The sequence below is a fragment of the Kitasatospora sp. NPDC001547 genome (assembly GCF_042894165.1).
GTDB lineage: Bacteria > Actinomycetota > Actinomycetes > Streptomycetales > Streptomycetaceae > Kitasatospora.
In genome coordinates this window covers 165,330-190,874 of the sequence record NZ_JBIAVL010000010.1, presented here as the reverse complement: position 1 = coordinate 190,874, position 25,545 = coordinate 165,330, and the positions used below count along the sequence as shown (strand labels likewise).

19 protein-coding genes are annotated in these 25,545 nt (G+C 75.3%); 6 read left to right on the top strand and 13 right to left on the bottom strand.

What is annotated here, in order from left to right; genetic code table 11:
* Positions 1–140: 140 nt before the first annotated feature.
* The 3 genes from ACFY0X_RS20270 to ACFY0X_RS20260 all read right to left on the bottom strand — a co-directional run bounded on the left by ACFY0X_RS20270 (position 141) and on the right by ACFY0X_RS20260 (position 2,647).
* The gene (locus ACFY0X_RS20270) at positions 141–1,133 is read right to left on the bottom strand and encodes a malate dehydrogenase (protein WP_387756456.1); all 993 of its coding nucleotides are present in this window, start codon (positions 1,131–1,133) and stop codon (positions 141–143) included.
* 214 nt (positions 1,134–1,347) lie between these two features.
* Positions 1,348–1,773: a DUF3017 domain-containing protein gene (locus tag ACFY0X_RS20265; protein WP_387756454.1), complete on the bottom strand. Its 426-nt coding sequence runs from the start codon at positions 1,771–1,773 to the stop codon at positions 1,348–1,350.
* 19 nt (positions 1,774–1,792) lie between these two features.
* A complete protein-coding gene (locus ACFY0X_RS20260; protein WP_359819675.1) occupies positions 1,793–2,647 on the bottom strand; it encodes a bifunctional methylenetetrahydrofolate dehydrogenase/methenyltetrahydrofolate cyclohydrolase in 855 nt (284 codons plus the stop codon).
* A gap of 533 nt (positions 2,648–3,180) precedes the next feature.
* Between ACFY0X_RS20260 and ACFY0X_RS20255 the strand changes: the two genes are divergently transcribed.
* Entirely contained in the window at positions 3,181–3,786 is a 606-nt protein-coding gene (locus ACFY0X_RS20255) for a hypothetical protein (protein WP_387756451.1), read from the top strand.
* 82 nt (positions 3,787–3,868) lie between these two features.
* On the opposite strand, the gene purH is transcribed toward ACFY0X_RS20255, so the two are convergent.
* On the bottom strand, positions 3,869–5,446 hold the full coding sequence (gene purH / locus ACFY0X_RS20250) for a bifunctional phosphoribosylaminoimidazolecarboxamide formyltransferase/IMP cyclohydrolase (RefSeq protein WP_387756449.1): 1,578 nt from the start codon (positions 5,444–5,446) through the stop codon (positions 3,869–3,871).
* Positions 5,443–6,102 carry a phosphoribosylglycinamide formyltransferase gene (gene purN / locus ACFY0X_RS20245; RefSeq protein WP_387756447.1) on the bottom strand — a complete coding sequence of 220 codons (660 nt, stop codon included), beginning with the start codon at positions 6,100–6,102 and terminating at the stop codon, positions 5,443–5,445. Before purN ends, purH begins: the two co-directional genes overlap by 4 nt.
* A gap of 402 nt (positions 6,103–6,504) precedes the next feature.
* Between purN and ACFY0X_RS20240 the strand changes: the two genes are divergently transcribed.
* A complete protein-coding gene (locus ACFY0X_RS20240; protein ID WP_387756445.1) occupies positions 6,505–7,173 on the top strand; it encodes a hypothetical protein in 669 nt (222 codons plus the stop codon).
* A 68-nt stretch (positions 7,174–7,241) separates the two neighbouring features.
* On the opposite strand, the gene ACFY0X_RS20235 is transcribed toward ACFY0X_RS20240, so the two are convergent.
* Positions 7,242–8,681, bottom strand: a complete 1,440-nt coding sequence (locus tag ACFY0X_RS20235; RefSeq protein ID WP_387756443.1) for a DUF6350 family protein — start codon at positions 8,679–8,681, stop codon at positions 7,242–7,244.
* Positions 8,682–8,813: 132 nt separating this feature from the next.
* On the opposite strand from ACFY0X_RS20235, the gene ACFY0X_RS20230 reads away from it, so the two are divergent.
* Positions 8,814–10,877, top strand: a complete 2,064-nt coding sequence (locus ACFY0X_RS20230; RefSeq protein WP_387756441.1) for a sigma factor-like helix-turn-helix DNA-binding protein — start codon at positions 8,814–8,816, stop codon at positions 10,875–10,877.
* Between the two features lie 63 nt (positions 10,878–10,940).
* Here ACFY0X_RS20230 and sucD read toward each other — a convergent pair whose 3' ends face one another.
* The 5 genes from sucD to ACFY0X_RS20205 form a co-directional block, all read right to left on the bottom strand.
* A complete protein-coding gene (gene sucD / locus ACFY0X_RS20225; protein WP_387756439.1) occupies positions 10,941–11,831 on the bottom strand; it encodes a succinate--CoA ligase subunit alpha in 891 nt (296 codons plus the stop codon).
* 18 nt (positions 11,832–11,849) lie between these two features.
* On the bottom strand, positions 11,850–13,022 hold the full coding sequence (sucC, locus tag ACFY0X_RS20220) for an ADP-forming succinate--CoA ligase subunit beta (RefSeq protein ID WP_387756437.1): 1,173 nt from the start codon (positions 13,020–13,022) through the stop codon (positions 11,850–11,852).
* 303 nt (positions 13,023–13,325) lie between these two features.
* Positions 13,326–14,492, bottom strand: a complete 1,167-nt coding sequence (locus ACFY0X_RS20215; protein ID WP_387756435.1) for a VWA domain-containing protein — start codon at positions 14,490–14,492, stop codon at positions 13,326–13,328.
* 113 nt (positions 14,493–14,605) lie between these two features.
* Positions 14,606–16,999: a DUF5682 family protein gene (locus ACFY0X_RS20210; RefSeq protein WP_387756433.1), complete on the bottom strand. Its 2,394-nt coding sequence runs from the start codon at positions 16,997–16,999 to the stop codon at positions 14,606–14,608.
* A 73-nt stretch (positions 17,000–17,072) separates the two neighbouring features.
* Positions 17,073–18,158, bottom strand: a complete 1,086-nt coding sequence (locus ACFY0X_RS20205; protein ID WP_387756431.1) for an AAA family ATPase — start codon at positions 18,156–18,158, stop codon at positions 17,073–17,075.
* 190 nt (positions 18,159–18,348) lie between these two features.
* On the opposite strand from ACFY0X_RS20205, the gene ACFY0X_RS20200 reads away from it, so the two are divergent.
* On the top strand, positions 18,349–19,662 hold the full coding sequence (locus tag ACFY0X_RS20200) for an SWIM zinc finger family protein (protein ID WP_387756429.1): 1,314 nt from the start codon (positions 18,349–18,351) through the stop codon (positions 19,660–19,662).
* A gap of 11 nt (positions 19,663–19,673) precedes the next feature.
* Positions 19,674–21,257, top strand: a complete 1,584-nt coding sequence (locus ACFY0X_RS20195; protein ID WP_387756427.1) for a DUF5691 domain-containing protein — start codon at positions 19,674–19,676, stop codon at positions 21,255–21,257.
* 89 nt (positions 21,258–21,346) lie between these two features.
* On the opposite strand, the gene ACFY0X_RS20190 is transcribed toward ACFY0X_RS20195, so the two are convergent.
* Positions 21,347–21,751, bottom strand: a complete 405-nt coding sequence (locus tag ACFY0X_RS20190) for a cobalamin B12-binding domain-containing protein (protein ID WP_049660544.1) — start codon at positions 21,749–21,751, stop codon at positions 21,347–21,349.
* 322 nt (positions 21,752–22,073) lie between these two features.
* Here ACFY0X_RS20190 and ACFY0X_RS20185 point away from each other — a divergent pair, with 322 nt between their 5' ends.
* Entirely contained in the window at positions 22,074–22,877 is an 804-nt protein-coding gene (locus ACFY0X_RS20185; protein ID WP_387756424.1) for a M23 family metallopeptidase, read from the top strand.
* A 40-nt stretch (positions 22,878–22,917) separates the two neighbouring features.
* On the opposite strand, the gene pcrA is transcribed toward ACFY0X_RS20185, so the two are convergent.
* On the bottom strand, positions 22,918–25,527 hold the full coding sequence (gene pcrA / locus ACFY0X_RS20180; RefSeq protein ID WP_387756422.1) for a DNA helicase PcrA: 2,610 nt from the start codon (positions 25,525–25,527) through the stop codon (positions 22,918–22,920).
* Positions 25,528–25,545: the final 18 nt, after the last annotated feature.

Below are 25,545 nucleotides of genomic sequence, written 5' to 3'. Positions count from 1 at the left end.
GGTTCCCGGGGGGCGTGTGTTGGGGGGCCGGGCCCCGCGGGGGCCGCCCCGGGCGGCGCGCCGGGAGGCCGCACACGGGGGCGGCCCCCCGGGGGGGGGGGGGTGGGGGGGGCCCGCCGGTGGAGCCGTGCGGGGCGGGCTCAGATGAGGCCCAGCTCCTGGACCGCGTCGCGCTCCTCGGTCAGCTCCTTGACCGAGGCGTCGATGCGGGCGCGCGAGAAGTCGGAGATCTCCAGGCCCTGGACGATCTCGAACCTGCCGTCCTTGGTGGTGACCGGGAAGGACGAGATCAGACCCGCCGGAACGCCGTACGAGCCGTCGGAGACGACGCCCATGGAGGTCCAGTCGCCCTCGGCGGTGCCGTTGACCCAGGTGTGGACGTGGTCGATGGCGGCGTTGGCGGCCGAGGCGGCCGAGGAGGCGCCACGGGCCTCGATGATGGCGGCGCCGCGCTTGGCGACGGTCGGGATGAAGTCGTTCTCCAGCCAGGCCAGGTCGCTGCCGACGGCCTCGAAGGCCGGCTTGCCGGCGATCTCGGCCTGGAAGACGTCCGGGTACTGGGTCGCGGAGTGGTTGCCCCAGATGGTGACGCGCTTGATGTCGGAGACCAGGGCGCCGGTCTTGGCGGACAGCTGGCCGACGGCGCGGTTGTGGTCCAGGCGGGTCATCGCGGTGAAGCGCTCGGCCGGGACGTCCGGGGCGTTGCGCTGGGCGATCAGGGCGTTGGTGTTGGCCGGGTTGCCGACGACCAGGACCTTGATGTCGTCCGCGGCGTGGTCGTTGATGGCCTTGCCCTGCGGGCCGAAGATGCCGCCGTTGGCCTGGAGCAGGTCGCCGCGCTCCATGCCCGCGGTGCGCGGACGGGCGCCGACCAGCAGCGCGACGTTGGCGCCGTCGAAGGCCTCGTTCGGGTTGTCGGTGATCGTGATGTCGCGCAGCAGCGGGAAGGCGCAGTCGACGAGCTCCATGGCGGTGCCCTCGGCGGCCTTCAGGCCCTGCGGGATCTCCAGGAGGCGCAGGTTCACCGGCACGTCGGCACCGAGCAGGTGGCCCGAGGCGATGCGGAAGAGCAGCGCGTAGCCGATCTGGCCGGCCGCTCCGGTGATGGTGACGTTGACGGGGGTGCGGGTCATTTCTACCTTCTCCAGCAAATCGCCAGGCGCCCCAGGCACACCGGCACTGGAGCCAGGATGATCTCTCTCGACGTCGAGAGACCGGCGTCAGGTTATCGCAAAGGGAAGCGTACGCCGGGTGTCCCGGCGTGGCTGATGCGTCACAGAAGAAAGGCGGCCCCCGCCCCGGCCCTGGGTTTCCATGGGCCGGGCGGGGGCCGCCTCGGACGTCGGGTCAGTGCCTGGGCCGGCCCATCAGCTGGCCGATGTTGTCGAGCAGCGGGATCTGCACCCACGGGTTCGGCTGCGCCACCAGGGTCAGCAGCACGATCGAGATGCCCAGGAAGCTCAGCACGATCACGTCGGTGAAGCGGCTGCGCACCGCCAGCATCCCGACCTCGGGCAGCACCAGCCGCAGCACCGCGCCGAGCAGCACGCCGCCGCCGAGGATCAGCAGCCCGTACTTGAAACCGTCCTTGAAGTCGGCGAACCAGGTGACCGCGAGGCCGGCGCCGACGACCAGCAGGACCAGCGTGATCGGCCACTGCCGCACCGGCAGGGCGTGAGCGCGCCCGAGGGCCGCGGCCGAGCCCTCGGGGGGCAGGGTGCCGGTGGTCCTGACCGGCCTGCGGCGGGTCCGTGCCGGTCGCGGTTCAGTCATGCTCGCCGTCCCTGGGGTGTCAGATGCCGGCGCGGCGCTCGGCCGCCTCGACGATGTTGTTGAGCAGCATCGCGCGGGTCATCGGGCCCACGCCGCCGGGGTTCGGGGAGATCCAGCCGGCCACCTCGGCCACGCCCGGGTGCACGTCGCCGACGATCTTGCCCTCGCTGCGGCTGACGCCCACGTCCAGCACCGCCGCGCCCGGCTTGACGTCCTCCGGCTTGACCAGGTGCGGCACACCGGCGGCGGCCACGATGATGTCGGCCTTGCGCAGGTGGGCGCCGAGGTCCCGGGTGCCGGTGTGGCACAGGGTGACGGTGGCGTTCTCGCTGCGGCGGGTCAGCAGCAGGCCGATCGAGCGGCCGACGGTGATGCCGCGGCCGACCACGACCACCTCGGCGCCGTCGATCTCGACGTCGTGGCGGCGCAGCAGCTCGACGATGCCGAGCGGGGTGCACGGCAGCGGGCCCTCGATGCCCAGGGCGAGCCGGCCGAGCGAGGTCGGGTGCAGGCCGTCGGCGTCCTTGTCCGGGTCCATCAGCTCCAGGACCGGGTTCTGGTCCAGGCCCTTGGGCAGCGGCAGCTGGACGATGTAGCCGGTGCAGGACGGGTCGGCGTTGAGCTCGCGGACGACGTTCTCGACGTCCTCCTGGGTGGCGGTGGCGGGCAGCTCGCGCTGGATCGAGGCGATGCCGACCTCGGCGCAGTCCTTGTGCTTCCCGTTCACGTACCAGCGGCTGCCCGGGTCGTCGCCGACCAGGACGGTGCCGAGGCCGGGCGTGACGCCCTTCGCCTTGAGGGCCGCCACGCGGGCGGCGAGTTCGGACTTGATCGCGGCGGCGGTGGCCTTGCCATCGAGAATCTGGGCAGTCATGACCCCATTCTCCCGGATCGCGGGCAGACTCCGTACCGAGGGCGTCCCACGGCCCCGGTGGCCCCGGGCGAGCCGACGGGCGGGTGGGCGAACGGGTGGACCGCCGGGTGAACGGACGGACACGAAGGTCCGCCGCACGTTGCGGTTGCGCCACAGTCTTGACGCGGCGCGCGGAACCGGCTGGACAGGGCGCCGTCGTCCGGATGACGATAAGCGCGCATTCCCGCCGCGATACCGGCCCGGTGACGGGCCGACGGACCCCGCGGCGGGCGTACCCGGGGGAAAGAGCCAGTGAGCCGACCACAGCAGAACGAGCCGTCCGACCGCGCGGGCACCGTCCGCCCCGCGCCGCACCCGTCGGCCGCCTCGCGCCACTGATGCTCACCACGCTGCCGAGCCGCGGCGCCCGTCACCGCCGCCGGGCTGTCACCCCGCTCCGCTGACGTCCCCTTCGGCCGGTGAACCGACTCACCGGCCGGCACCGGGCCGTCCGTGTCCCGTCCCCGCGTCCCCGTAACCGCCCGGAGGCATCCATGAGTTACCCGCCCGACCCGAACAACCCGTACGGCCAGCCGCCGGCCGCCCCGGGCTACGGCTACCCGCAGCAGGCCCCGCCGCCGGCCGCCGCGTACGGCTACCCGCAGCAGGCCCCGGCCTACGGGTACGCGCCGGTGGCCCCGCCGACCATGCCGGGCCTGGTGACGACCGCCCGCGTGCTGCTGTTCATCGTCGGCGGCGTGCAGACGCTCGCCGCGATCGCCTACATGATCATCGGTGCGGCCGCCAAGGACGTCACCAACGCCGGCCGGGCCGCGACCAACGACAACCCGATCACCGCGCTGGGCGACGCCGCCGCCGGTGTCCTGATCGTCGTCGCCGTGGTGTTCGGGCTGTTCGCCGCGCTCTCCATCACGCTGGGCGCGAAGTTCGGCAAGGGCGGCAACGCCGTCCGCGTCACCACCATCGTGTACGGCTCGCTCGGCGGCCTGGTCGGCCTGCTGATCCTGCTCGGCGCCATCTCCGGCGGCACCGCCGTCGGCCTGGTGATGGCCCTGCTCTGGCTGGCGGTCAGCATCATCTGGATCACCGCCATGTGCGTCCAGGACGGCGTCAACTGGTTCAACCGGCCGCGGTACTGACCGGCCCGCACGACCGAGCGGCCCGGCTCCCTCCTCGGAGGGGGCCGGGCCGCTCTGTCATGCCGTCACGCCGTGGGCGGGATCAGTGGAAGAAGTGCCGCGCGCCGGTGAAGTACATGGTCACGCCGGCCTCGGCGGCCGCCGCGACGACCTCCTCGTCCCGGATCGAGCCACCGGGCTGGACGATCGCCCTGACGCCGGCCGCGATCAGGATCGCCGGGCCGTCCGCGAACGGGAAGAAGGCGTCCGAGGCCGCGTAGGCGCCCTTGGCGCGCTCACCGGCCCGCTCGACCGCGAGCTTGCAGGAGTCCACCCGGTTGACCTGGCCCATGCCGACGCCGACCGAGGCGCCGTCCTTGGCCAGCAGGATCGCGTTGGACTTGACGGCCCGGCAGGCCCGCCAGGCGAACGCCAGCTCGGCCAGCTCGGCCGCGGACAGCGCCTCACCGGTGGCGAGGGTCCAGTTCGCCGGGTCGTCGCCCTCGGCGTGCACCCGGTCGGCGTCCTGGAGCAGCACGCCACCGGAGACCGGGCGCACCTCCCGGCGGTTGGCCGGAGCCTCGGGGGCGAGCAGCACCCGCAGGTTCTTCTTGCGGGTGAGCACCTCCAGGGCGCCCTCCTCGTAGCCGGGGGCCACGACGACCTCGGTGAAGATCGGGGCGATCTGCTCGGCCAGCGCGACGGTGACCGGGCGGTTGACGGCGATCACACCGCCGTACGCGGAGACCGGGTCGCACTCGTGCGCCTTGCGGTGCGCCTCGGCGACGTCGGCGCCGGTCGCGATGCCGCACGGGTTGGCGTGCTTGATGATCGCGACGGCCGGCTCGGCGTGGTCGTAGGCGGCGCGCCGGGCGGCGTCGGTGTCGACGTAGTTGTTGTACGACATCTCCTTGCCGTGCAGCTGCCGCGCGCCGGCCAGGCCGCCGGTGCCGTCGCTGTACAGCGCGGCGCCCTGGTGCGGGTTCTCGCCGTAGCGCAGCACGTTCTGCCGCTCCCAGGTCGAGCCGAGGAACTCGGGGAACCGCTCGTCGCTGGGCGCGTAGCCGTCCTCGAACCAGGACGCGACGGCCACGTCGTAGGCGGCGGTGTGGGCGAACGCGGCACCGGCCAGGCGCTTGCGGGTGGCCAGGTCGAAGCCGCCCTCCCGGGCCGCCTCCAGCACGTCGCCGTAGCGGGCCGGGTCGACCACCACGGCCACCGAGGGGTGGTTCTTGGCGGCGGCGCGGACCATGCTCGGGCCGCCGATGTCGATCTGCTCGACGCACTCGTCCGGGGTGGCGCCGGAGGCGACGGTGGCCTTGAACGGGTAGAGGTTCACCACGACCAGGTCGAAGGGCTCGACGCCCAGCTCGGCCAGCTGCGCGCGGTGCGACTCCAGCCGCAGGTCGGCCAGCACGCCGGCGTGCACGCGGGGGTGCAGCGTCTTCACGCGCCCGTCCAGGCACTCCGGGAAACCGGTCAGCTCGGAGACCTCGGTCACCGGGACGCCGGCGGCGGCGATCCGGCCGGCGGTGGAGCCGGTGGAGACGATGGCGACCCCGGCGGCGTGCAGGCCCTGGGCCAGCTCCTCCAGACCGGTCTTGTCGTACACGCTGATCAGCGCGCGACGGATCGGACGAACGTTCTCCGAAACGGGCGTGGTGGTGGAGCTGGCACTCATGCCGGAATCCATACCTTTCGGTCCTCGATGCGGTGACCCTCGCGGGCCAGCCGGCCCACGACGTCGACGAGCAGCTTGCGCTCGACAGTCTTGATGCGCTCGTGCAGCGCGTCGCCGCCATCGGCGTGGTCGGCGTCGACGACCTCGACGACGCCCTGCGCGATGATCGGCCCGGTGTCCACGCCGGCGTCGACCAGGTGGACGGTGCAGCCGGTGACCTTCACCCCGTACGCGAGCGCGTCGGTGACGCCGTGGGCGCCGGGGAAGGCGGGCAGCAGTGCGGGGTGGGTGTTGACGATCCGCCCGGCGAAGGCGGCGATGAACTCGGGGCCGAGGATCTTCATGAAACCGGCCGTGACCACCAGGTCCGGCTGGTACTCGGCGGTGGAGGCGGTCAGCGCGCGGTCCCAGGCGGCCCGGTCGGGGAAGTCCTTCACCCGGTGGACGAAGGTCGGCAGGCCGGCCTTCCCGGCGCGCTCCAGGCCGACGATCCCGTCCCGGTCCGCGCCCACGGCGAGGATCTCGGCGCCGTACGCCGGATCGGCCGCGGCGTCGATCAGCGCCTGCAGGTTGGTGCCGGAACCGGAGACCAGCACCACCAGGCGGGCCGGTCCGGGCGTACGGGGCGGGAAGTGCTGGGCGGGGGCGGCGGCCACTGCGCGTTTCTCCGTAGGTCGGGCGCCGTCCGCTGGTACGTCCACCGGCGGTGGGGCCACTACGAACGGCAGGTCGAGCGAGGGGGAACTCCGGGGAAACCCGCCGCGACGCGGGCCCGGGGAACCTCTGTGGGCTGCTGACCGTCACCACGATAACGGCTGGTCGGACGGCCTCCGCACCCTCCCGGCGGCGCTACGCGCGTAGTTGAGACGGGGATCTCCTCCGGCCCGCCGCACCGCAGTTGCCCGGCCCGCGGCGGCCCACCGGCGGTCGCGCACCGGCCCCGCGGCACGGGCCGCCGGTGGGCCGGCGGACGGCTGCGGGATCATTGGGGGCGCGGGAGACCGCTCCGACGCGAGAACCTCCGAACGAGCCCCGACCGAGAAGGAATGGCTGAACCCATGAGCAGCGGCGACGACACCGGCGAGCGCAACCCCTTCGCACCGCCGCCGGCGGATGCCCCGGACCAGCCGTGGCAGCCGCGCAGCCCCTGGGGCGGCGGGGGCCACGGCTCCGACGGGCAGGGCGGCCAGGACGGCCGGGGCGGCTCCGACGAGCAGGGCGGCCAGCGCCCCCAGCTGCCGCCGCCGTGGGGCCCCGGCGGCGACGGCCGCCCCGGCCAGCGGCCGCCGGCCCCGCAGCCGCCCCGGCTCGACCTCGCCGATCCGGCCCACCGCAAGGCCCGCAACGCCGCGCTGGCCGGGCCGTTCGCCCTGGTCTGCCTGTTCGCGGGGTTCCACTGGATCGCCCTGCTGGTCGGGGTGCTCGGCATCGTCTGGGGCGTCGGCGCGCTGCGCGCCCGGCGGACCGGTCCGGCCTCCGCCGCGGTCGCCGGACCGGGCGGCCCGATGCCGGTGGCCCCGGCGTCGAACCCGCTCACCCCGGCCGCGCTCGCCGGCATCCTGACCGGTGCGATGACCGTCGTGGTCGCCACCTCGGTGATCGGCCTCGGGTACCACTACCGCGACTACGTCACCTGCGTCCAGGACTCGCTGACCAGCGTCGGCGCCCAGAACTGCGACCGGTACGCGCCGCGGTGGTACGTGGACTTCACCGGGAACACCGAGTAGTCGGATCTCCGGATCCGCTCGGCCGTCCGGCCCGAGCGTCCGAGTCCGGTCAGGCGTTCCGGGTCCGGTCAGGCGTCCAGGTCCACGCGGTCGACCGGGTCCACGCGGTCGACCGGGTCCCGGTCATCGGGGCCAGGGCCGCCGGCCTTCCTCGTGCCCGGCGCGGAGAGCCGCAGCACCAGGGCGTACGTACGGGCGCGCAGCCTCAGCGCACCCCGGCGGGCCCGCCGCGCGAGCCGGGCGGACACGCCCACGCCGTGCGCCGGGCCCAGCACGCGGTACCGGACCAGCAGCGCGCCCGGAACGGCGACCAGCGCGATCCAGCCCGCCGCCGCCGGGCCCGTCCACGGCACCGGCCCCACCCAGGCCAGCCGCTCCCCCGCCAGCGCCCCGCCGGAGAGCCAGCCCAGCACCGCCGCCCCGGCCCCGACCGTCAGCGCCGCCGCCAGCGCGGCCACCGCCGTCGCCGCCGCCGGCCAGGGCCGGGGGCGCTCGCCGGCCCCGGCCACGGCGGGCCGCCGCCCCGCCGCCGCGCGGCCCAGCAGCACCGCCGGCACCACGCCGGCCAGCAGCGGCAGCGCCGACACCACGAGCCGCCAGCCGCCCGGGCCGTCCGCCGGCAGCAGGGCGAACAGCGGGAACTCGGGCACCGGGCCCAGCGCCGTACCGGCCGGCGCCACCACCGTCCCGGCGCCCACCGCGAAGCCCGGACCCAGCGCGTACGCGGCGCCCCACAGCACCGCGTTCGGCAGCACGGCCAGCGCGAGCAGCAGCAGTCCCAACACCGCGGCGGGCCCACCGCCCAGCAGCGCCGTCCCCCGGCCGCCGCCGGCCACCGCGTCCAGCACCGCCGAGCACGCCACCAGCAGGCCGCCCGCCGCGACCAGCCCGGCCCCGCCCGCCAGCGCCGCGGCCCGCACCACCGGCGCGCCGTCGGCCGGGCGGCAGCGCGGGGGGAGGCGGTCCAGCGGGGAGTCGGCCGGCAGGCCGAGGGCGGTCACCGAGCGGGCCCCGGCGGCCGTCGCCAGTCCCGCCACCAGCGCCACCACCAGGACGTCCAGCAGCACCCGGCTGCGGAACGGCCCGGCTCCCGCGCAGTGCAGCGCCACCCCGACGGCCACCGCGCAGTAGCCCGCCCACACCGCCACCGGACCGCCCCAGCGCGAACGCAGCCCGCGCCGTGCCGCCACCCCGGCGGCCGCCCGGTGGAGCCGGACCACGGCCAGGACGCCGAGCAGCAGCGGAGTGACGGTCAGCGGGGCGTCCGCCGGCCCGCGCAGCACCGGCGCGCCGTGCGCGAGCAGCCAGAGCACCCCCGCCAACCGGGTGACAGCGGCCGCGCCGTCGTCCGCGTACGGCGACACCACCCAGCACCCGAGCACCGGCGCCCCGACCACCGCGAGGCCGACCAGCGCCGTCCGCACTCCCGCCAACAGGTCGGCCAGCGCGGGGCGTACGCCCAATCCACCGGGCGACTCCAGGATCGGACGGCCCATCAGCTGCGTCATGGGCCACATGGTGCCAAGGCGACTCGCCATGCTCCGTGAAGCGCCAAACCGCCGCCGTGTCCCAGATTATTGGCTTATGCGCATTTTCAGACCTTGCCCCCAAGCCGCCGGCGCCCCGGCCCGGAGCGTCTGATGACCACGCCACCCACGGCCGACTCCCCCACCCCGGAGCGCCACCGCAAGCCGGCCCGCGCCGACACCGACGCGGGTCGGCTGCTGCGGAAACTGACCCCCCGTGAGGCCCAGACCCTGGCCCACCTCGCGGCCGGCCACGACCTCCCCCGCACCGCCGCCGCCCTCGGGGTCACCCCCACCACCGTCCGCAGCTACCTCCAGCGCGCCCTGCGCAAGCTCGGCGCCCGCACCGAGGCGGAGGCCCTCGCCCTGCTGGCCGGCGCCCTGCCGCACCCCCCGGGCCCAGGCCCGACCGGGCAACCGGTGAGCTTCGCCGGCCGCAACCCGGCCGATCTGGGACCGGCCTCGGCAGCCGGCCCGGGACCGGCTCCGGCAGCCGACCGCGCGCGGTCCGGCGCCGCGCCGGGCGGGGAAGCGGACGGCAAGCGGCGCCGCTCCCGAACCGGGAGGCCGTCGCCCGGCCCGAAGGGCGCCGCCCCCGGGCGCGCGCAGGAGGAGTGCACGCCCGACGCCCGGGCGGCAGGCGCCGCCACCGGGCCGACGCGCCCGGCCGCACCGGCGACGCGCGACGGCCTGCACCGGCCGTCCGACACGGGAAGCGAACCGGCACCTCCTACGGCCCCCGGGCGGCCAGGCGGCTCTCCCGCCGCCGGAGACGTCCGGGCCGGAGACGTCCGGAGCGGGGACGTCCGAGCCGCGAACGCGGGGCCGGCGACCGCCGCGGCCGCATCCGGCGACCCCGGCCGTACGCGGCAGGCCGAGCGGGAGGCCGAGCGGGAGGGCCGCGACGCCGGCCCGGCGCCCGGGGCAGGCCACGTCGGCACTCCGCACCGGGCCCCGACCGCGCCGGAAGCGGCCGGAGCGCGGCCGACCGACCGGGCCCGGAAGGCGGAGCAGGAGGAGCGCGACGCCGCCCCCTCCCCCGCGGCCCGCGCCCAGTCCCCGGCCGAGCCCGCCGCCGGCCCCGGGTGGGCGGCGCTGGCCGCCGCCGCTCCCTCGGACGCGGACGACGACCTCGACGCGGAGCCCCCGGCCGCCCCGGCGATGGGCTTCGAGGAGCTGTACGAGACCGCGCACACCCGGCTGGTGCAGCAGATGTTCCTGCTGACCGCCTGCCGCCACCGGGCGGTGCACTGCGTGCGGCGGGCGTTCGGGGAGGCCCGGCGGCACTGGGAGGCGGTGGCCGGTTCGGGGAGCCCGGAGGGGTGGGTCCGGGTGCGGGCCTGCGAGCTGGCGCTGTCCCCGTGGCACCGGGGCGGGCCCCGGCGCTCGCACGCGTGGGGGCTGCCGCACCGGCGGATCAAGGTGCGGCCGGCCGACGAGGCCCAGGCGGTGCTGCCGGACCACGACCGGCTGACCGACCGGGACCGGGCGCTGCTGAAGGCCCTCAGGCGGCTGTCCCGGCCGCAGCGCCGGGCGCTGGTGCTGCACGACGGGCTGGGGCTGCCGGCCGCGGCGGTCGCGGTGGAGGTGGAGTCCACCCTGGCGGCGGCCGAGGGGCGGGTGTGGGCCGCCCGGGCGGCGCTGGCGCGGTGGGTGCCGGATCTGGTCGGGCCGGATCCGGCGGCACCCGGCTTCGCGGACGGGCTGAGCGGGCTGCTGCACCGGGCCGCGGTGCGCGGCTGCCCGGAGCCGCACCGGATGCCGGTTCCGGCGCTGCGGGCCCGGCACCGGCTCCGGACGGCGAGCCGGACGGGCGCGGCGGCGCTGCTGACGGTCGCGGTGGGCGGGGCCACGCTGGCCACCCTGGCGGGGGTGCGCCCGGCGGAGCTGTTCCGGCCGGTCGCCCCGCCGGCGCCCGCGCTGTGCCTGCCCGCCGACGGGGCGGGGGCGGAGCCGGGCGTGCCGCTGGTGCCCGGCGGCCCGCCGAGCGGCGTCACCAGCATCTGGTGCAGCCCGGCGCCCGGTCTGGAGGCCGTCCTGGTGGCGCCGCGGGCGCAGGCGGTCGCGCGCTGGGAACTGCCGTCGGCGGGCCGGGGCGCCGCTCCGCCGCCGCAGGGCCCGGCGGCCTGCCGGCTGTGGTCGCCGCAGCCGTGCACGACGGGGCCGACGGGGCCCTGAGCCGCCAACGGCGAGCGCCCCCGCCCGGGAGGGGCGGGGGCGCTCGTCACGCGCGGGGCGGGATCAGCCCTGGGCGGCGATGATCTCGCGGGCCAGGCGGGCGGTCTCGGACGGCGTCTTGCCGACCTTGACACCGGCGGCCTCGAGGGCCTCCTTCTTCGCCTGGGCGGTGCCCGAGGAGCCGGAGACGATGGCGCCGGCGTGGCCCATGGTCTTGCCCTCGGGGGCGGTGAAGCCCGCGACGTAGCCGACGACCGGCTTGGTCACGTTCGCCTTGATGAAGTCCGCGGCACGCTCCTCGGCGTCGCCACCGATCTCACCGATCATGACGATGAGCTCGGTCTCCGGGTCCTCCTGGAAGGCCTTGAGCGCGTCGATGTGGGTGGTGCCGATGACCGGGTCGCCACCGATGCCGACGGCCGAGGTGAAGCCGATGTCCCGCAGCTCGTACATGAGCTGGTAGGTCAGGGTGCCGGACTTCGAGACCAGGCCGATCTTGCCGGCCTTGGTGATGTCGGCCGGAATGATGCCGGCGTTCGACTGGCCGGGGCTGATCAGGCCGGGGCAGTTCGGGCCGATGATGCGGGTCTTGTTGCCCTTGGCACCGGCGTGCGCCCAGAAGGCGGCGGTGTCGTGCACCGGGACGCCCTCGGTGATGACGACGGCCAGCGGGATCTCGGCGTCGATGGCCTCGACGACGGCGGCCTTGGTGAAGGCCGGCGGCACGAAGAGGACGGAGACGTCGGCGCCGGTCTCCTTCATGGCCTCGGCGACGGAGCCGAAGACCGGGATCTCGGTGCCGTCGACGTCGACCGTGGTGCCGGCCTTGCGCGGGTTCACGCCGCCGACGATCCGGGTGCCGGAGGCGAGCATGCGGCGGGTGTGCTTCATGCCCTCGGCGCCGGTCATGCCCTGGACGATGACCTTGCTGTCCTTGGTAAGGAAGATAGCCATGGTGTTAAGTCCCCTTCCTTACTTGTTGGCCAGCTCGGCGGCGCGGTCAGCGGCGCCGTCCATGGTGTCCACGCGCTGGACCAGCGGGTGGTTGGCGTCGTCGAGGATCTTGCGACCCAGCTCCGCGTTGTTGCCGTCCAGACGGACGACCAGCGGCTTGGTGACGTTCTCGCCCTTGCCCTCGAGGAGTGCCAGGGCCTGCACGATGCCGTTGGCGACCGCGTCGCACGCGGTGATGCCGCCGAAGACGTTGACGAAGACCGACTTGACGTCGGGGTCGCCCAGGATGATCTCCAGGCCGTTCGCCATCACCTCGGCGGAGGCGCCGCCGCCGATGTCGAGGAAGTTGGCGGGCTTGACGCCGCCGTGGTTCTCACCGGCGTAGGCGACCACGTCGAGGGTGCTCATGACGAGGCCCGCGCCGTTGCCGATGATGCCGACCTGGCCGTCGAGCTTGACGTAGTTCAGGCCCTTGGCCTTGGCGGCCGCCTCGAGCGGGTTGGCCGCGGCCTTGTCCTCGAGCGCCTCGTGCTCCGGCTGGCGGAACTCGGCGTTCTCGTCCAGGGAGACCTTGCCGTCGAGCGCGATGATCTTGCCCTCGCCGGACTTGATCAGCGGGTTGACCTCGACGAGGAGGGCGTCCTCCTTGATGAAGACGGTCCACAGCTTCTGGAGGACCTCGGCGACCTGGTCGGCGACCTCGGCCGGGAACTTCGCCGCGGCGACGATCTCGGCGGCCTTCTCCGGGGTGCAGCCCTCGTTGGCGTCGACCGGGATCTTGGCGAGCGCGTCGGGGTTCTGCTCGGCGACGACCTCGATCTCCACGCCGCCCTCGACGCTGGCCATGGCCAGGAAGGTGCGGTTGGTGCGGTCCAGCAGGAACGAGACGTAGTACTCGTCCTTGATGTCCGCGGTCTGGGCCAGCATCACCTTGTGAACGGTGTGGCCCTTGATGTCCATGCCGAGGATCTGCTCGGCCTTGGCGACGGCGTCCGCCGGGTCGGCGGCGAGCTTGACGCCGCCGGCCTTGCCTCGGCCGCCCACCTTCACCTGAGCCTTGACGACGGCGCGGCCGCCGAAGCGCTCCGCGATGGCGGCAGCGTCTGCGGCGGTCTCGATGACATCGCCGTCAAGCACGGGCACGCCGTGCTTGGCGAAGAGGTCCCTCGCCTGGTACTCGAACAGGTCCACGTGTTTGTCCTTGTTCGTGGTCGCGGATTGTGTCTCTACGAGCGTGCCACGGCAGGATCTTCGCTGCGGGTCGTCGGGGCTTGTGCGGGTACGCAGAGGTACGGCCTTGCGGCCCACACAGCCACGGGCGCACACGTCAATCAACACGCGCGTCACGTCCGTCTGGCAGGTTATCCCCGTGGGACGGGCCTGTTCCGCCCGGGGCCTGCCCGGCACGGGTGAGAACCGTCACAGAATGCCCGGCGGGACGGGGTCGGCGGCCGGTCCACCGATCGAGCGGATTGACGCGTTCGGGTGAACGCCTCACCCGCCCTGCGGCGGGACCGGGATCGGGCGCTTCTCGATGGCCGCGGCCATGATCTCCGGGAACGCGTCCGGGGTGCAGGCGAAGGCCGGCGCGCCGAGCGAGGCCAGGGCGGCGGCGTGCGCGTGGTCGTACGCCGGGGCCCCCTCGTCGGAGAGCGCGAGCAGGGCGATGAACTGGACGCCGGCCGCCTTCATCGCGGCGACCCGCTTGAGCATGCCGTCCCGGATGCCGCCCTCGTACAGGTCGCTGATCAACACCACGACGGTCTCGGACGGCCGGGTGATCTTCGACTGGCAGTAGGCGAGCGCGCGGTTGATGTCGGTGCCGCCGCCGAGCCGGGTGGCGAACAGGACGTCGACCGGGTCGGTGAGCTGTTCGGTGAGGTCGACCACCGAGGTGTCGAAGACGACCAGCCGGGTGTCCAGGGTGCGCATCGAGGCGAGCACCGCGCCGAACACCGCCGAGTGGACGACCGACGGCGCCATCGAGCCGGACTGGTCGATGCAGAGGATGACGTCCTTCTTCACCGCGCGCTGGGCGCGGGCGTAGCCGACCAGCCGCTCCGGGACGACGGTGCCGTGCTCGGGCAGGTAGTTCTTCAGGTTGGCCCGGATGGTGCGGTCCCAGTCGATGTCGCGGTGGCGGGGACGGTTGACCTTGGCGCTGCGGTCGAGGGCGCCGCCGAGGGTGGCCCGGGTGCGGTCGGCGAGCCGGCGCTCCAGGTCCGCGACCACCTTGCCGACCACCGCCCGGGCGGTCTCCCGGGTGGTCTCGGGCAGCGCGTGCTTGAGCGACAGCAGGGTGCCGACCAGGTGCACGTCCGGCTCGACGGCCTCCAGCATCTCCGGCTCCAGCAGCAGCCGGTCCAGGCCGAGCCGGCTGATCGCGTCCTGCTGCATCAGCTGCACGACGGTGGACGGGAAGTACTCGCGGATGTCGCCCAGCCAGCGGGCCACCTGCGGGGCCGAGCCGCCCAGCCCGGCGCTGCGGCGGCCGCCGCGGCCGGTTCGGGCGCCCTCGTCGGGGGCGCCGCGGTAGAGCGCGGCGAGGGCGCCGTCCATCGCGGCGTCACGGCCGCGCAGGGTGCAGCCGGTGCCGTCGGCCTCGCCGCCGAGCACCAGCCGCCAGCGGCGCAGCCGTTCGTCGGTCGTGGGCGCTGCCATCTCGTCCTCCTCCTTCAGCGGGTCCTGCGGCGGGGCAGGCGCTCGGTGCGGTGCGGGCCGCGGCGGTGCGTCGCGGCGGGGTACGGCACTGCGGCGGTGCCGGGTGCCGGGTGTCAGGTGTCGCGGCCGGCGGTCTGCCGGGGGATCCTCGGCCGGATGCCGAGCAGCAGGGCCACCACCGGGACGGCGGCGTCGGCGCGGGCCCGGTCCAGTTCGCCGGCCTCGGACCGGGCGGCCGGGGGCTCGCCGAGCGGGCCGGCCGCGACCCGGCCGCCGATGGTGGTGCGCACGCCCGCCTCCAGTCCGGCGAAGGTGCGGCGCAGCAGCGGCAGGACGTCGGTGAAGACCTCGCCGCTCACTCCGGTCAGCCACTCGTCCAGCAGGGCGAGCAGCCTCGGGTCGTGCAGCAGCAGGGCTCCGCCGCCGGTCAGGAAGCCCTCGACCCAACCGGCCGCGTCCGCCGGGGCGCTGGCGACGGAGAGCACCAGCCGGAGCCGTCGTCCCGCCTCCTCGGAGTCGAGCCGGCCGTCGTCCAGCAGCAGCCGTACGGCCCGGCCGCGCAGCAGCCCGGGGGCGCCGGTGGCCGGTCCGCCGGCCGGTTCGCGGCGGGCCAGCGAGCCCAGGGCGGCGGCCCAGCGGTCGGCCAGGCCGGCCAGGCCGTCGGGGTCCGGCGCGGTGCCGGCGGTTTCGGTGCCGGTGTCGGTGTCGGTGTCTGTGCCGGCGGCGGCGGTGTCGGTGGTGGTGGCCTCGGCGGCGGGACCGGCGGCCAGCAGGCCGATCGCACCGTGCACCTCGTCGAGGCGGCCGCGCATCGCCGCCGCGCTGTCCGCGTCCAGGCCGACGCAGGCGGGCGGCAGCCCGACGCAGATCCGCTCGGCCAGGCCCGAGGCGGCCTCGGCGAGCGCGCCGTGGTCGGTGCCGCGCACGTCGCCGTAGCGCAGCGCGCGGACCAGCGCCGGCAGCGCGCCCGCGAGGTGGGCGACGTCGGTGTCCAGGGCCGCGCAGTCGGCCAGCACCCGCATCACCGCGGGCAGCGCGCCGGACAGCCCGGCCAGCAGGCAGGTCTCCACCAGGCCGGTCAGCTCGGCGAGCTCTTCGGCGGCGCGCGCGGTGCCGACGGCCTTGTTGGCCGCCGCCTCCTCGACCGTGGTGCCCCACTGGGCTGCCTCGGCGATCCGCACCGCGAACTCGGGCTGCCAGCAGAGCCGCCAACTCTCCCGGAACGTCCCGGTCGAGTTCACCGAGGAGCGCGCGGGCACGCCCCAGTCCACGCCCAGCAGCCGCAGCCGGTGCAGCAGCCGGGAGCGGGCCGCGTCGGTGTCCTTGCGCAGGTCGAGGTCGACGTCCTTCGGCGCGGCCTCGGGCTTGAGCCGCAGCGAGCGCTGCAGCCGGGTCAGGTCGCGCTGGAGCGGCACCGCCGGTGCGGCGTCCGGGACCTCGCCGAGCGCGTCGCCGACCACCAGGCGGTCCCGGACCAGTTCCAGGGCGACGTCGGAGCCCTCGCAGAGCACCGCGCGCACGGCGTCCAGGGTCTCGGTCAGCCCCGCGAGCGGGCGGCCGCGCAGCACGGCCAGGCTCTCGGCGAGCCGGACGGCCTCGATCACGTGCGCGGAGGAGACCGGGTGGTCCTCGGCGCGCAGCAGCTCGGCGGCCCGGGTGAGCCAGCGCGGCACCGGGTCCCCGTCGGTGGTGAACAGGTGGTGGTACCAGCCGGGCGACTGCACGCCCGCGCCGTAGCCGGTGCTCTGGGAGAGCCGGCGGTGCGTCCACGGCACCCAGGTGATGTCCGTGCGTACCTTCTTCGGCAGCCCGGCGAGCAGCGCCCGGTCGTGGGCGACGGTGGGCATCGTCTCCAGCGCGGGGACGTGGAAGGCCCCGCAGACCACGGCGATCCGCTGGTGCCCGGCGCGGCGGGCGGCGCGGATCTGCTGGCGCATGTACGCCTCGCGCAGCTGGTCCCGGCGGGACTCGCCGAGGCCCTCGGCGCGCAGCGCGCCCATCGCCTCGGCGACGGCGGCGAACGGCGCCAGCGCGTCGCCGCCGGGCGCGCGATGCTCGACCACGTCCTCCCACCAGCGCTCCGCGTCGTCGTGCCCGGCCGCCTCGGCGAGCAGCGCCAGCGGGTCGGCGACCGGCCCGGCGCCGTCCTCCCCGGTGTCCTCGGCGGCGGCGTCCTCCGGGGCCGGCGCGAAGCCGTACCCGGCGGGCAGGTCGATGAAGCGGACCGGCAGGTCGTGCTCCACGGCGTGCCGGATCGCCACCCACTCCGGGGAGAACTCGGCGTACGGCCAGAAGGCGGCCCTGGCCGGGTCGTCCACCGCGTGGGCGAGCAGCGCCACCGGCGGGACCAGGTCCTTCGCGGCTGCCAGGTGGACGATGCCGTCGGCCTCCGGCGGGCCCTCGACCAGCACCGCGTCCGGCCGCCACCGCGCCAGCGCGGCGGCCACCGCCCGGGCCGAGCCGGGGCCGTGGTGGCGGATGCCGAGGAGGGCGACCTCGGCGCTCATGCTCCCACCTCGCTTCGTACGGCGGGCGCTTCGCGCAACCCGCGCCTCCTGACGGTCCGCACGCTCCGCCCGCTCACGGTGCCGTCACCTCGCGGGCGGCGCGGTAGAAGTCCTTCCAGCCGTCGCGCTCGCGCACCACCCCTTCGACGTACTCGCGCCAGACCGCCCGGTCCGCCACCGGGTCGCGGACGACGGCGCCGAGGATGCCGGCCGTCACGTCCCCGGCGCGCAGCACGCCGTCGCCGAAGTGGGTGGCCAGGGCGAGCCCGTTGGTCACCACCGAGATCGCCTCGGCGGTGGAAAGGGTGCCGCTCGGGGTCTTGACCTTCGTCCGGCCGTCCGCCGTGATCCCGGCCCGCAGCTCGCGGAAGACGGTGACCACCCGCCTGATCTCGTCGGCGCCGCCCGGGAGTTCGGGCAGGTCCAGGGAGCGGCCGAGCTGGTTGACCCGGCGGGTGACGATGTCGACCTCCTCGTCCAGCGAGGACGGCAGCGGCAGCACCACGGTGTTGAAGCGGCGGCGCAGCGCGCTGGACAGCTCGTTGACGCCGCGGTCGCGGTCGTTGGCGGTGGCGATCACGTTGAAGCCGCGCACCGCCTGGGTCTCGGTGCCCAACTCCGGTATCGGGAGCGTCTTCTCGGACAGGATGGTGATCAGGCTGTCCTGCACGTCGGCCGGGATGCGGGTGAGCTCCTCGACCCGGGCGATCCTGCCCTCGGCCATCGCCCGCATCAGCGGCGAGGGCACCAGGGCGTCCCGGCTGGGCCCGTGGGTCAGCAGCTGGGCGTAGTTCCAGCCGTACCGGACGGCCTCCTCGGGGGTGCCGGCGGTGCCCTGCACCAGCATCGTGGAGTCGCCGCTGATCGCCGCGGCGAGGTGCTCGGACACCCAGGTCTTCGCGGTGCCGGGCACACCGAGCAGCAGCAGCGCGCGGTCCGTCGCCAGGGTCGTCACGGCGACCTCGACGACCCGGCGCGGGCCGATGTACTTGGGGGTGATCCGGGTGCCGTCGGGCAGTTCGCCGCCGAGCAGGTACGTCGCCACGGCCCACGGCGAGAGCTTCCAGCGCTCGGGGCGCGGACGGTCGTCCTGCGCGGCCAGCGCGGCCAGTTCACCGGCGAAGGCGTCCTCGGCGTGCTGCCGCAGAACGTCTGTCATGGGGGCTCCTTCGGGTCGGCCGCCGGGCACACGGGTGCCCTGGACGGCAGGGTGATCGCGGGGGGAGCCAGGTCGGCGTCCCGGCCTGTGGGAACCACCCTGCACCGAGCCACTGACATCGGCCGCCGCCCCGGCGGGGTTCCGGACGACCCGTCAGCCGCTGTCAGTGGCGCCGCCTACGGTCGGTCGCATGGAGGAACGCTGGAGCACCGAACACGTCCTGTCCCTGGCGCCTGACGCCGCCTCGCGGAAGGCGGCGGGCAAGCTCTCCGCGCCCGCGCCGTGGTCCGGCACCGGCACCGACGGCACCGCGCTGTGGGGCGAGTGCAAGGGCAGCGGCCGCACGCCGTACCGCACCGCGATCGAGCTCGCCACGCCCGCCTACCAGTGCAGCTGCCCCAGCCGGAAGTTCCCGTGCAAGCACGCGCTCGGGCTCCTCCTGCTGTGGAGCGGCACCCCTCAGGCCGTCCCGGCCGGCGAGCCCGCCGACTGGGTGGCCGAGTGGCTCACGTCCCGCCGGGACCGCGCCGAGAAGCGCGCGAAGGAGTCGCTCGATCCGGAGGCCGCCCGGCGCCGGGCCGAGAAGCGCGGCGCCCGGGTCGCGGCCGGGGCCGCCGAACTGCGGCTGCGGCTGGCGGACCGGGTCCGGCACGGCCTGGCCGACCAGTCCACCGCCGGGCCCTGGGAGGAGGTCGCCGCCCGGATGGTCGACGCGCAGGCCCCCGGCCTGGCCACCCGGGTCCGGGAGCTGGACGCGCTGCCGCAGGAGCGGCTGCTGGAGGAGTACGCGATGCTGCACCTGCTCGCCACCGCCGCCACCCGGACGGACGAACTGCCGGCCGAGCTGGCCGCCACCGTCCGCACCCGGGTCGGCTACACCGTGGAGTCGACCGAGGTGCTGGCCGGCCCCACCGTCCGCGACCGCTGGCTGGTGCTCGGCAGCCGGACGGCACCGCTGGAAGGGGGCGCCGACGAGCGGCTCGTCAGCCGCCGGATCTGGCTGCGCGGCGCCAAGACCGGCCGCCCGGCGCTGCTGCTCTCCTTCGGCCGCCCCGGCCAGGCGCCCGCCCTCGCCCTGCCCACCGGCCACCTGGTGGAGGCCGACCTCGCCTACCACCCCGGCGCCCACCCGCTGCGCGCCACCCTCGGCGAGCGCTACGGCGCCCCCGAGCCGGGCCCCGCCGACCCGCCCGCCGGGCTCACCGTCGCCGAGGCGGTGGCCGGCTACGGCACGGCGGTCGCCGACGACCCGTGGCTGGAGAGCAGCCCGACCGTGCTCGACGGCGTCGTCCCGGTGCACGCCCCGGACGGCTGGTTCCTGACGGACGGCCACCACACCGTGCCGGTCCGCACCCCGTCCGTCCCGGAGGCCGCGCTGTGGCGGCTGGCCGCGGTCTCCACCGGCCGCCCGCTGACGGTCTTCGGCGAGTACGGCCACCAGGGCTTCGCCCCGGTCACGGCCTGGGCCGCCGGCCGACGCCCGGTCGGCCTCACCAACGCTTAGGAGAACCCGGCATGACGATCACCCAGGACCCGTGGGAGACGCTGCACACCACCGCCCTGCTCGGCACCGACCGCCGCCCGCTCCCGGCCACCGCCCTGCCGTTCGCCGACGCCGTGGACCAGGGCGATCCGGCCACCGCCCTGTTGGAGCTGGCCGCGCTGGCCACCGTCCGCCGCCGGGCCGGCGCGCTGCCGGTACCGGCCACCGAGCCGCCCGGCCCGCCCGCGGCCGAGGACCCGCGGCCGGAGCTGCCCGAGCCGGCCGCCCGCCGGCTGGCCGTCCTGCTCTCGGGGCGGACCGGCAGCGGCGGCGGCACCCTGGCCAACCTGGCCGAGCTGCTGCCGCAGTGGCTCGACACCGCCCGGGAGCGCGGCCTGCGCCCGCCCGCCGCACTGGTACCCGGTCTGCTCGACGCCGCCCGGGCCCGCAGCGAACTGCGGCCCGACGCCGTGGCGTTGGCCGGTCCGCTGGGCCGCTGGCTGGCCGAGCGGAACCCCGACTGGCGGTTCGTGCTGCGCACCGCCACCCCCGAGCTGCCGCGGCAGCCCACGGACGACCGGCTCTGGCACGAGGGCCTGTTCGCCGAGCGGGTCACCCACCTCACGCTGCTGCGCCGCCGCGACCCGGCGGCCGGCCTGGAGCTGCTGCGCGGCACCTGGTCCACCGAGCGCGCCGAGGACCGCCTGCTCTTCCTGGACGCCCTGCAGGACGGTCTCTCCGCCGACGACGAACCCTTCCTGGAGGCCGCCCTCGGCGACCGCAGCAAGAACGTCCGGGCCACCGCCGCCGAGCTGCTCTCCACCCTGCCCGGCTCGGCGCTGGCCCGCCGGATGGCCGAGCGGGCGCGGGCCGCCGTCCGGCTCGCCGACACCGGCACCCACCTGCTGGTCACCCCGCCCGCCGAGTGCGACGCGCAGATGCAGCGCGACGGGATCGCGCCCAAGTCGCCCACCGGGCGCGGCGAACGGGCCTGGTGGTTCGGCGAGGTGGTGGCCGCCGCGCCGCTGTCGCTGTGGCCGCGGAGCACCGGGCTGACGCCCGAACAGCTGCTCGCCCTGCGGGTCGGCGACAGCATCGACGAGACCACCAGCAGCTGGGCCGACGACCTGCGGGAGGCCTGGGCGCGGGCCGCCGTCCGCCAGCAGGACGCCGACTGGGCCCGGGCGCTGCTCGGTCCGGCACCCGTCGCCGAGCGCGGTGCGCGGGCCCGCTCGCCGCGCACCACCGGTTCCCCGGCCAAGCTGCTGGCCGTCCTGCCGCCGGAGGAACGGGCGGTCTGGACGGCCGCCTTCATCGGGGTGCACGGGCTGGGCGAGGCCTTCCAGCTGCTCGGCGCCTGCGCCACCCCGTGGACGCCGCCGCTGTCCACCGCCGTGGTGGCCGCGCTGGCCCGGGCGGCGGCCTCCGGGGCGTACCCGTGGAGCCACAGCGGGGTGCTCGGGATGACGGAGCGCGCGCTCGCCCCGGAGACGGCCGCCGCGGTGGAGGAGCTGGCCGCCGGGGCCGCTCCGGACTCCGCCTGGTCCGAGACCTTCGCCCGGCTGGCCGGCACCCTGCGCTTCCGGGCGGCGATGCTCGCGGAGCTGGCGGGCTGAGCCCGCGGCTCCCGCACGCCCCCGGGGCGCCCCGGAACGACGGAGCGGGCCGGCCCCGGGAAGGGCCGGCCCGCTCGACGCGCCGTGGTTCAGCCGGCCCGCAGGTTCGACTCGACCCAGGCGACCACGTCCCGGGTCGGCGTGCCCGGGGTGAAGATGTCCGCGACGCCCAGCGCCTTGAGCTCGGCGATGTCCTCGTCCGGGATGATCCCGCCGCAGAAGACCTTGATGTCCTCCGCGTCGCGCTCCTTCAGCAGCTCCAGCACCCGCGCGCACAGCGTCATGTGGGCACCGGAGAGGATCGACAGCCCGATGCCGTCCGCGTCCTCCTGGATCGCGGTGTCGACGACCTGCTCGGGCGTCTGGTGCAGTCCGGTGTAGATGACCTCCATACCGGCGTCGCGCAGGGCGCGCGCGATGACCTTGGCACCACGGTCGTGACCGTCGAGCCCGGGCTTGGCGACCACCACACGGATCGGCCCCGACACACTCATGACTGCCTCCTGGACGTCGTCGTCCACCATCCGACCGGGCCTCGTGGGCCGCCGGCGCGGTTAACGGTCAATAACCAACCTGAGGGGAGGTTAGCGCCACCCGGCCCGGTTGACCGTGCCGCCCCCGAAGAGGAGGGCAAAGTCACAGCTCCAGGCCTTGCTACCAGCGGGTATACCCGTCCTTCCCGCAACCTCCGCACAGACCCCCCGGCCGACCCCTTGACATCCGGGGGTTTTTCCGGGGCGTCGGCCTTGGAGCTACAGTCACGGCTGTTTTCCCTCGTCCGACGACGTCCGAGGCCCACCGAGGAGGCAGCCCCCGATGGCTCCCGATGCAGCCGCCCGTCCGACCCGTGCGGAGCTGCGCCTCGCCGCCCGCGAACAGTCCCGCGCCCAGCGCCGCGGCGCCGCCAGGGCGGCCACCCGGACGGCGCTGCTGCGGGTCGCGCTGCCGTCGATGGCCGCGCTCGGAGTGGCCGCGGCGGCCGCGGTCACCGTGCAGGGGGAGGCCGACCAGCAGCGCGCCCAGGCCGCCGGACGGGCCCCGCAGTCCGCGGTGGAGGCCGACCCGGGCACCACGGCCGCGCAGGCGGCCGCCGCCCAGGCGGTCGCGACCGGCGCACCGGCCCAGGCCTCCCGCGGCGACGCCCGCCAGCCGCTGGCCGGCGCCCGGCCCACCGAGGCCCCGACCGCGCAGCCCACCGCCGAACCGGCGCCCGAGCCGGTCAGGCCCGAGGTGGTCATGCCGGTCGCCCGGCACGGCCTCGGCGAACTGTTCGGCGAGGCCGGCACCCGCTGGGCCAACCGGCACACCGGCATCGACTTCCCGGTGGACGGCGGTTCCGAGGTCTACGCCGTGACCGACGGCACCGTCCGCACCCAGTGGAACCCGTTCTACGGCTACATGACGATCCTCCGGATGCCCGACGGCACCGAGGCCTGGTACTGCCACCTGCGGGCGTACAAGGTCCGCAAGGGCCCGGTGAAGCAGGGCGACGTGATCGCCTTCGTCGGCAGCAGCGGCAACAGCACCGGCCCGCACCTGCACTTCGAGATCCGGCCGCAGGGCAGCGGACCGATCGACCCGCTGCCCTGGTTCCTCTCCCACGGGCTGGACCCGCGCTGAGCCGCCGGGGCCCCGCAGCCCCGGGCCGAGCCGCCGGCCCCTACAGCTTCTCGACCGGCGCGTAGCGCAGCAGCAGCTGCTTGCGCCCCTCGGTGCCGAAGTCGACGGTGGCCTGCGCCCGGTCGCCGGCGCCCGTGACGGCCACCACCGTGCCCAGCCCGAAGCTGTCGTGGGTGACCCGGTCGCCGACCGCGAGCGAGGCGACCTCGCGCTCCACCACCTGGCCGCCGCGCCGCACCGACTGCCCCCAGCCGGCCTTCGGCGACGCCGACGACGAGGCGCGCGAACTTCCGCCCCCGGACGAGGACTTGCCCCAGGACGAGCCCGAGGAGTAGCCGCGCTGGACCGGCGCCTGCGCCGCCCCGGTGCGCTTCCACTCCACGAGCGCCTCCGGGATCTCCTCCAGGAACCGGGAGGCCGGGTTGTAGGCCGGCTGCCCCCAGGCGCTGCGCAGCACCGAGCGGGTCAGGTACAGCCGCTCGCGGGCCCGGGTGAGCCCGACGTACGCGAGCCGGCGCTCCTCCTCCAGCTCCTTGACCTGGTTGAGCGCCCGCATGTGCGGGAAGATCCCGTCCTCCATGCCGGTCAGGAAGACCACCGGGAACTCCAGGCCCTTGGCGGTGTGCAGGGTCATCATCGTGATGACGCCCTGCCCGTCCTCGTCCTCGTCCGGGATCTGGTCCGAGTCGGCGACCAGCGCCACCCGCTCCAGGAAGTCGGCCAGCGAGCCGACCGGCGGGGTGCCCTCCTCCCCCGCGTCCGGCCGCTCGCCCGGGTCCTGCTCGTACTCCAGGGCGACGGAGGCCAGCTCCTGGAGGTTCTCCACCCGGGTCTCGTCCTGCGGGTCGGTGGAGGCCTGGAGCTCGGCCAGGTAGCCGGTCTCCTCCAGGACGGCCTCCAGCACCGCCGCCGGGCCCGCGCCCGACTCGACGACCTGGCGCAGCCCGGCCATCAGGGTGTTGAACTTCTTGACGGCGTTGGCCGAGCGCGCGGCCATCCCGTACGCCTCGTCCACCCGGACCAGCGCCTGGGCGAAGGAGATCCGTTCCCGCGCGGCCAGCGCGTCGATCATCGCCTCGGCCCGCTCGCCGATGCCGCGCTTGGGCACGTTGAGGATCCGGCGCAGCGGCACGGTGTCCTCCGGGTTGGAGAGCACCCGCAGGTACGCCAGGACGTCCCGGACCTCCTTGCGCTCGTAGAAGCGCACCCCGCCGACCACCTTGTACGGCAGGCCGACCCGGATGAACACCTCCTCGAACACCCGGGACTGGGCGTTGGTCCGGTAGAAGATCGCGACGTCGCCGGGCTTGGCCTCGCCCTTGTCGGTGAGCCGGTCGATCTCGTCGGCGATGAACTGGGCCTCGCCGTGCTCGTCGTCCGCGACGTAGCCGATGACCTTCTCGCCGTGCTCGCCGGCCGTCCACAGCTTCTTCTCGCGGCGGTTGGCGTTGCGCTCGATGACGGCGTTGGCGGCGCTCAGGATGGTCTGGGTGGAGCGGTAGTTCTGCTCCAGCAGGATCGTGGTCGCGTTCGGGTAGTCCTCCTCGAACTGGAGGATGTTGCGGATGGTGGCGCCGCGGAAGGCGTAGATCGACTGGTCCGCGTCACCGACCACGCACAGCTCGGCCGGCGGCACCTCGGCCAGCCGCCCGGCCGCCGGGTTCACGAAGTCCCCGTCCGCGGTGCGCTTCGGCGCGGCCGCGACGGAGCCCCCGCTCAGCTCCCGGACCAGCATGTACTGGGCGTGGTTGGTGTCCTGGTACTCGTCGACCAGGATGTGCCGGAACCGGCGCCGGTAGTGCTCGGCGACGTCGGGGAAGGCCTGCAGCAGGTTCACCGTCGTCATGATGATGTCGTCGAAGTCCAGCGCGTTGGCCTCGCGCAGCCGCCGCTGGTAGAGCGCGTACGCCTCGGCGAGCTTCTTCTCCATCGGGTTGGCGGCCTGGTCGGCGAAGGTCTCCTCGTCGATCAGCTCGTTCTTGAGGTTGCTGATCTTCGCCGTGAAGGACTTCGGCGGGAACTGCTTCGGGTCCAGGTCGAGGTCCCGGCAGACCAGCGACATCAGCCGCTGCGAGTCGGCCGAGTCGTAGATCGAGAAGCTGGAGGTGAAGCCCAGCTGCTTGGACTCGCGGCGCAGGATGCGCACGCAGGCGCTGTGGAAGGTGGAGACCCACATCGCCCGGGCGCGCGGGCCGACCAGCGCCTCGACGCGCTCGCGCATCTCGCCGGCCGCCTTGTTGGTGAAGGTGATCGCCAGGATCTCGCCCGGCTGCACCCCGCGGGCGCCCAGCAGGTGGGCGATCCGGTGGGTCAGCACCCGGGTCTTGCCGGAGCCGGCGCCGGCCACGATCAGCAGCGGCGAGCCCGCGTGCAGCACCGCCTCCCGCTGCGGGTCGTTCATCCCCTCCAGCAGCTGCGCCGGATCGATCACCGTGCGGGCGGCGCCGTTGCGGTACCAGGCGTCCCGCTCCGCCTCGGCGGCGTGGTCGGTGTGGAACAGCCCGTCCGGGATGGCCTCCTCGTACGCGTCGTACGGGACCTCCTCCTCGTACGGCGGGGGCTCCTCGTCGGCGGGAGCGGCGGGCTGCTTCGACCCGGCGGCGGGTGCCTCGAAACCGGGGAGCGGAAGGTCGTCAAAGAGGCTACTCATGGCACATCGAGTCTATGG

Bases quoted from the DNA above. Each gene is read 5' to 3' on its own strand.
- ACFY0X_RS20270 (WP_387756456.1), bottom strand. From the start codon at position 1,133: ATGACCCGCACCCCCGTCAACGTCACCATCACCGGAGCGGCCGGCCAG.
- ACFY0X_RS20265 (WP_387756454.1), bottom strand. From the start codon at position 1,773: ATGACTGAACCGCGACCGGCACGGACCCGCCGCAGGCCGGTCAGGACC.
- ACFY0X_RS20260 (WP_359819675.1), bottom strand. From the start codon at position 2,647: ATGACTGCCCAGATTCTCGATGGCAAGGCCACCGCCGCCGCGATCAAG.
- ACFY0X_RS20255 (WP_387756451.1), top strand. From the start codon at position 3,181: ATGAGTTACCCGCCCGACCCGAACAACCCGTACGGCCAGCCGCCGGCC.
- purH (WP_387756449.1), bottom strand. From the start codon at position 5,446: ATGAGTGCCAGCTCCACCACCACGCCCGTTTCGGAGAACGTTCGTCCG.
- ACFY0X_RS20240 (WP_387756445.1), top strand. From the start codon at position 6,505: ATGAGCAGCGGCGACGACACCGGCGAGCGCAACCCCTTCGCACCGCCG.
- ACFY0X_RS20235 (WP_387756443.1), bottom strand. From the start codon at position 8,681: ATGACGCAGCTGATGGGCCGTCCGATCCTGGAGTCGCCCGGTGGATTG.
- ACFY0X_RS20230 (WP_387756441.1), top strand. From the start codon at position 8,814: ATGACCACGCCACCCACGGCCGACTCCCCCACCCCGGAGCGCCACCGC.
- sucD (WP_387756439.1), bottom strand. From the start codon at position 11,831: ATGGCTATCTTCCTTACCAAGGACAGCAAGGTCATCGTCCAGGGCATG.
- ACFY0X_RS20215 (WP_387756435.1), bottom strand. From the start codon at position 14,492: ATGGCAGCGCCCACGACCGACGAACGGCTGCGCCGCTGGCGGCTGGTG.
- ACFY0X_RS20210 (WP_387756433.1), bottom strand. From the start codon at position 16,999: ATGAGCGCCGAGGTCGCCCTCCTCGGCATCCGCCACCACGGCCCCGGC.
- ACFY0X_RS20205 (WP_387756431.1), bottom strand. From the start codon at position 18,158: ATGACAGACGTTCTGCGGCAGCACGCCGAGGACGCCTTCGCCGGTGAA.
- ACFY0X_RS20200 (WP_387756429.1), top strand. From the start codon at position 18,349: ATGGAGGAACGCTGGAGCACCGAACACGTCCTGTCCCTGGCGCCTGAC.
- ACFY0X_RS20195 (WP_387756427.1), top strand. From the start codon at position 19,674: ATGACGATCACCCAGGACCCGTGGGAGACGCTGCACACCACCGCCCTG.
- ACFY0X_RS20190 (WP_049660544.1), bottom strand. From the start codon at position 21,751: ATGAGTGTGTCGGGGCCGATCCGTGTGGTGGTCGCCAAGCCCGGGCTC.
- ACFY0X_RS20185 (WP_387756424.1), top strand. From the start codon at position 22,074: ATGGCTCCCGATGCAGCCGCCCGTCCGACCCGTGCGGAGCTGCGCCTC.
- pcrA (WP_387756422.1), bottom strand. From the start codon at position 25,527: ATGAGTAGCCTCTTTGACGACCTTCCGCTCCCCGGTTTCGAGGCACCC.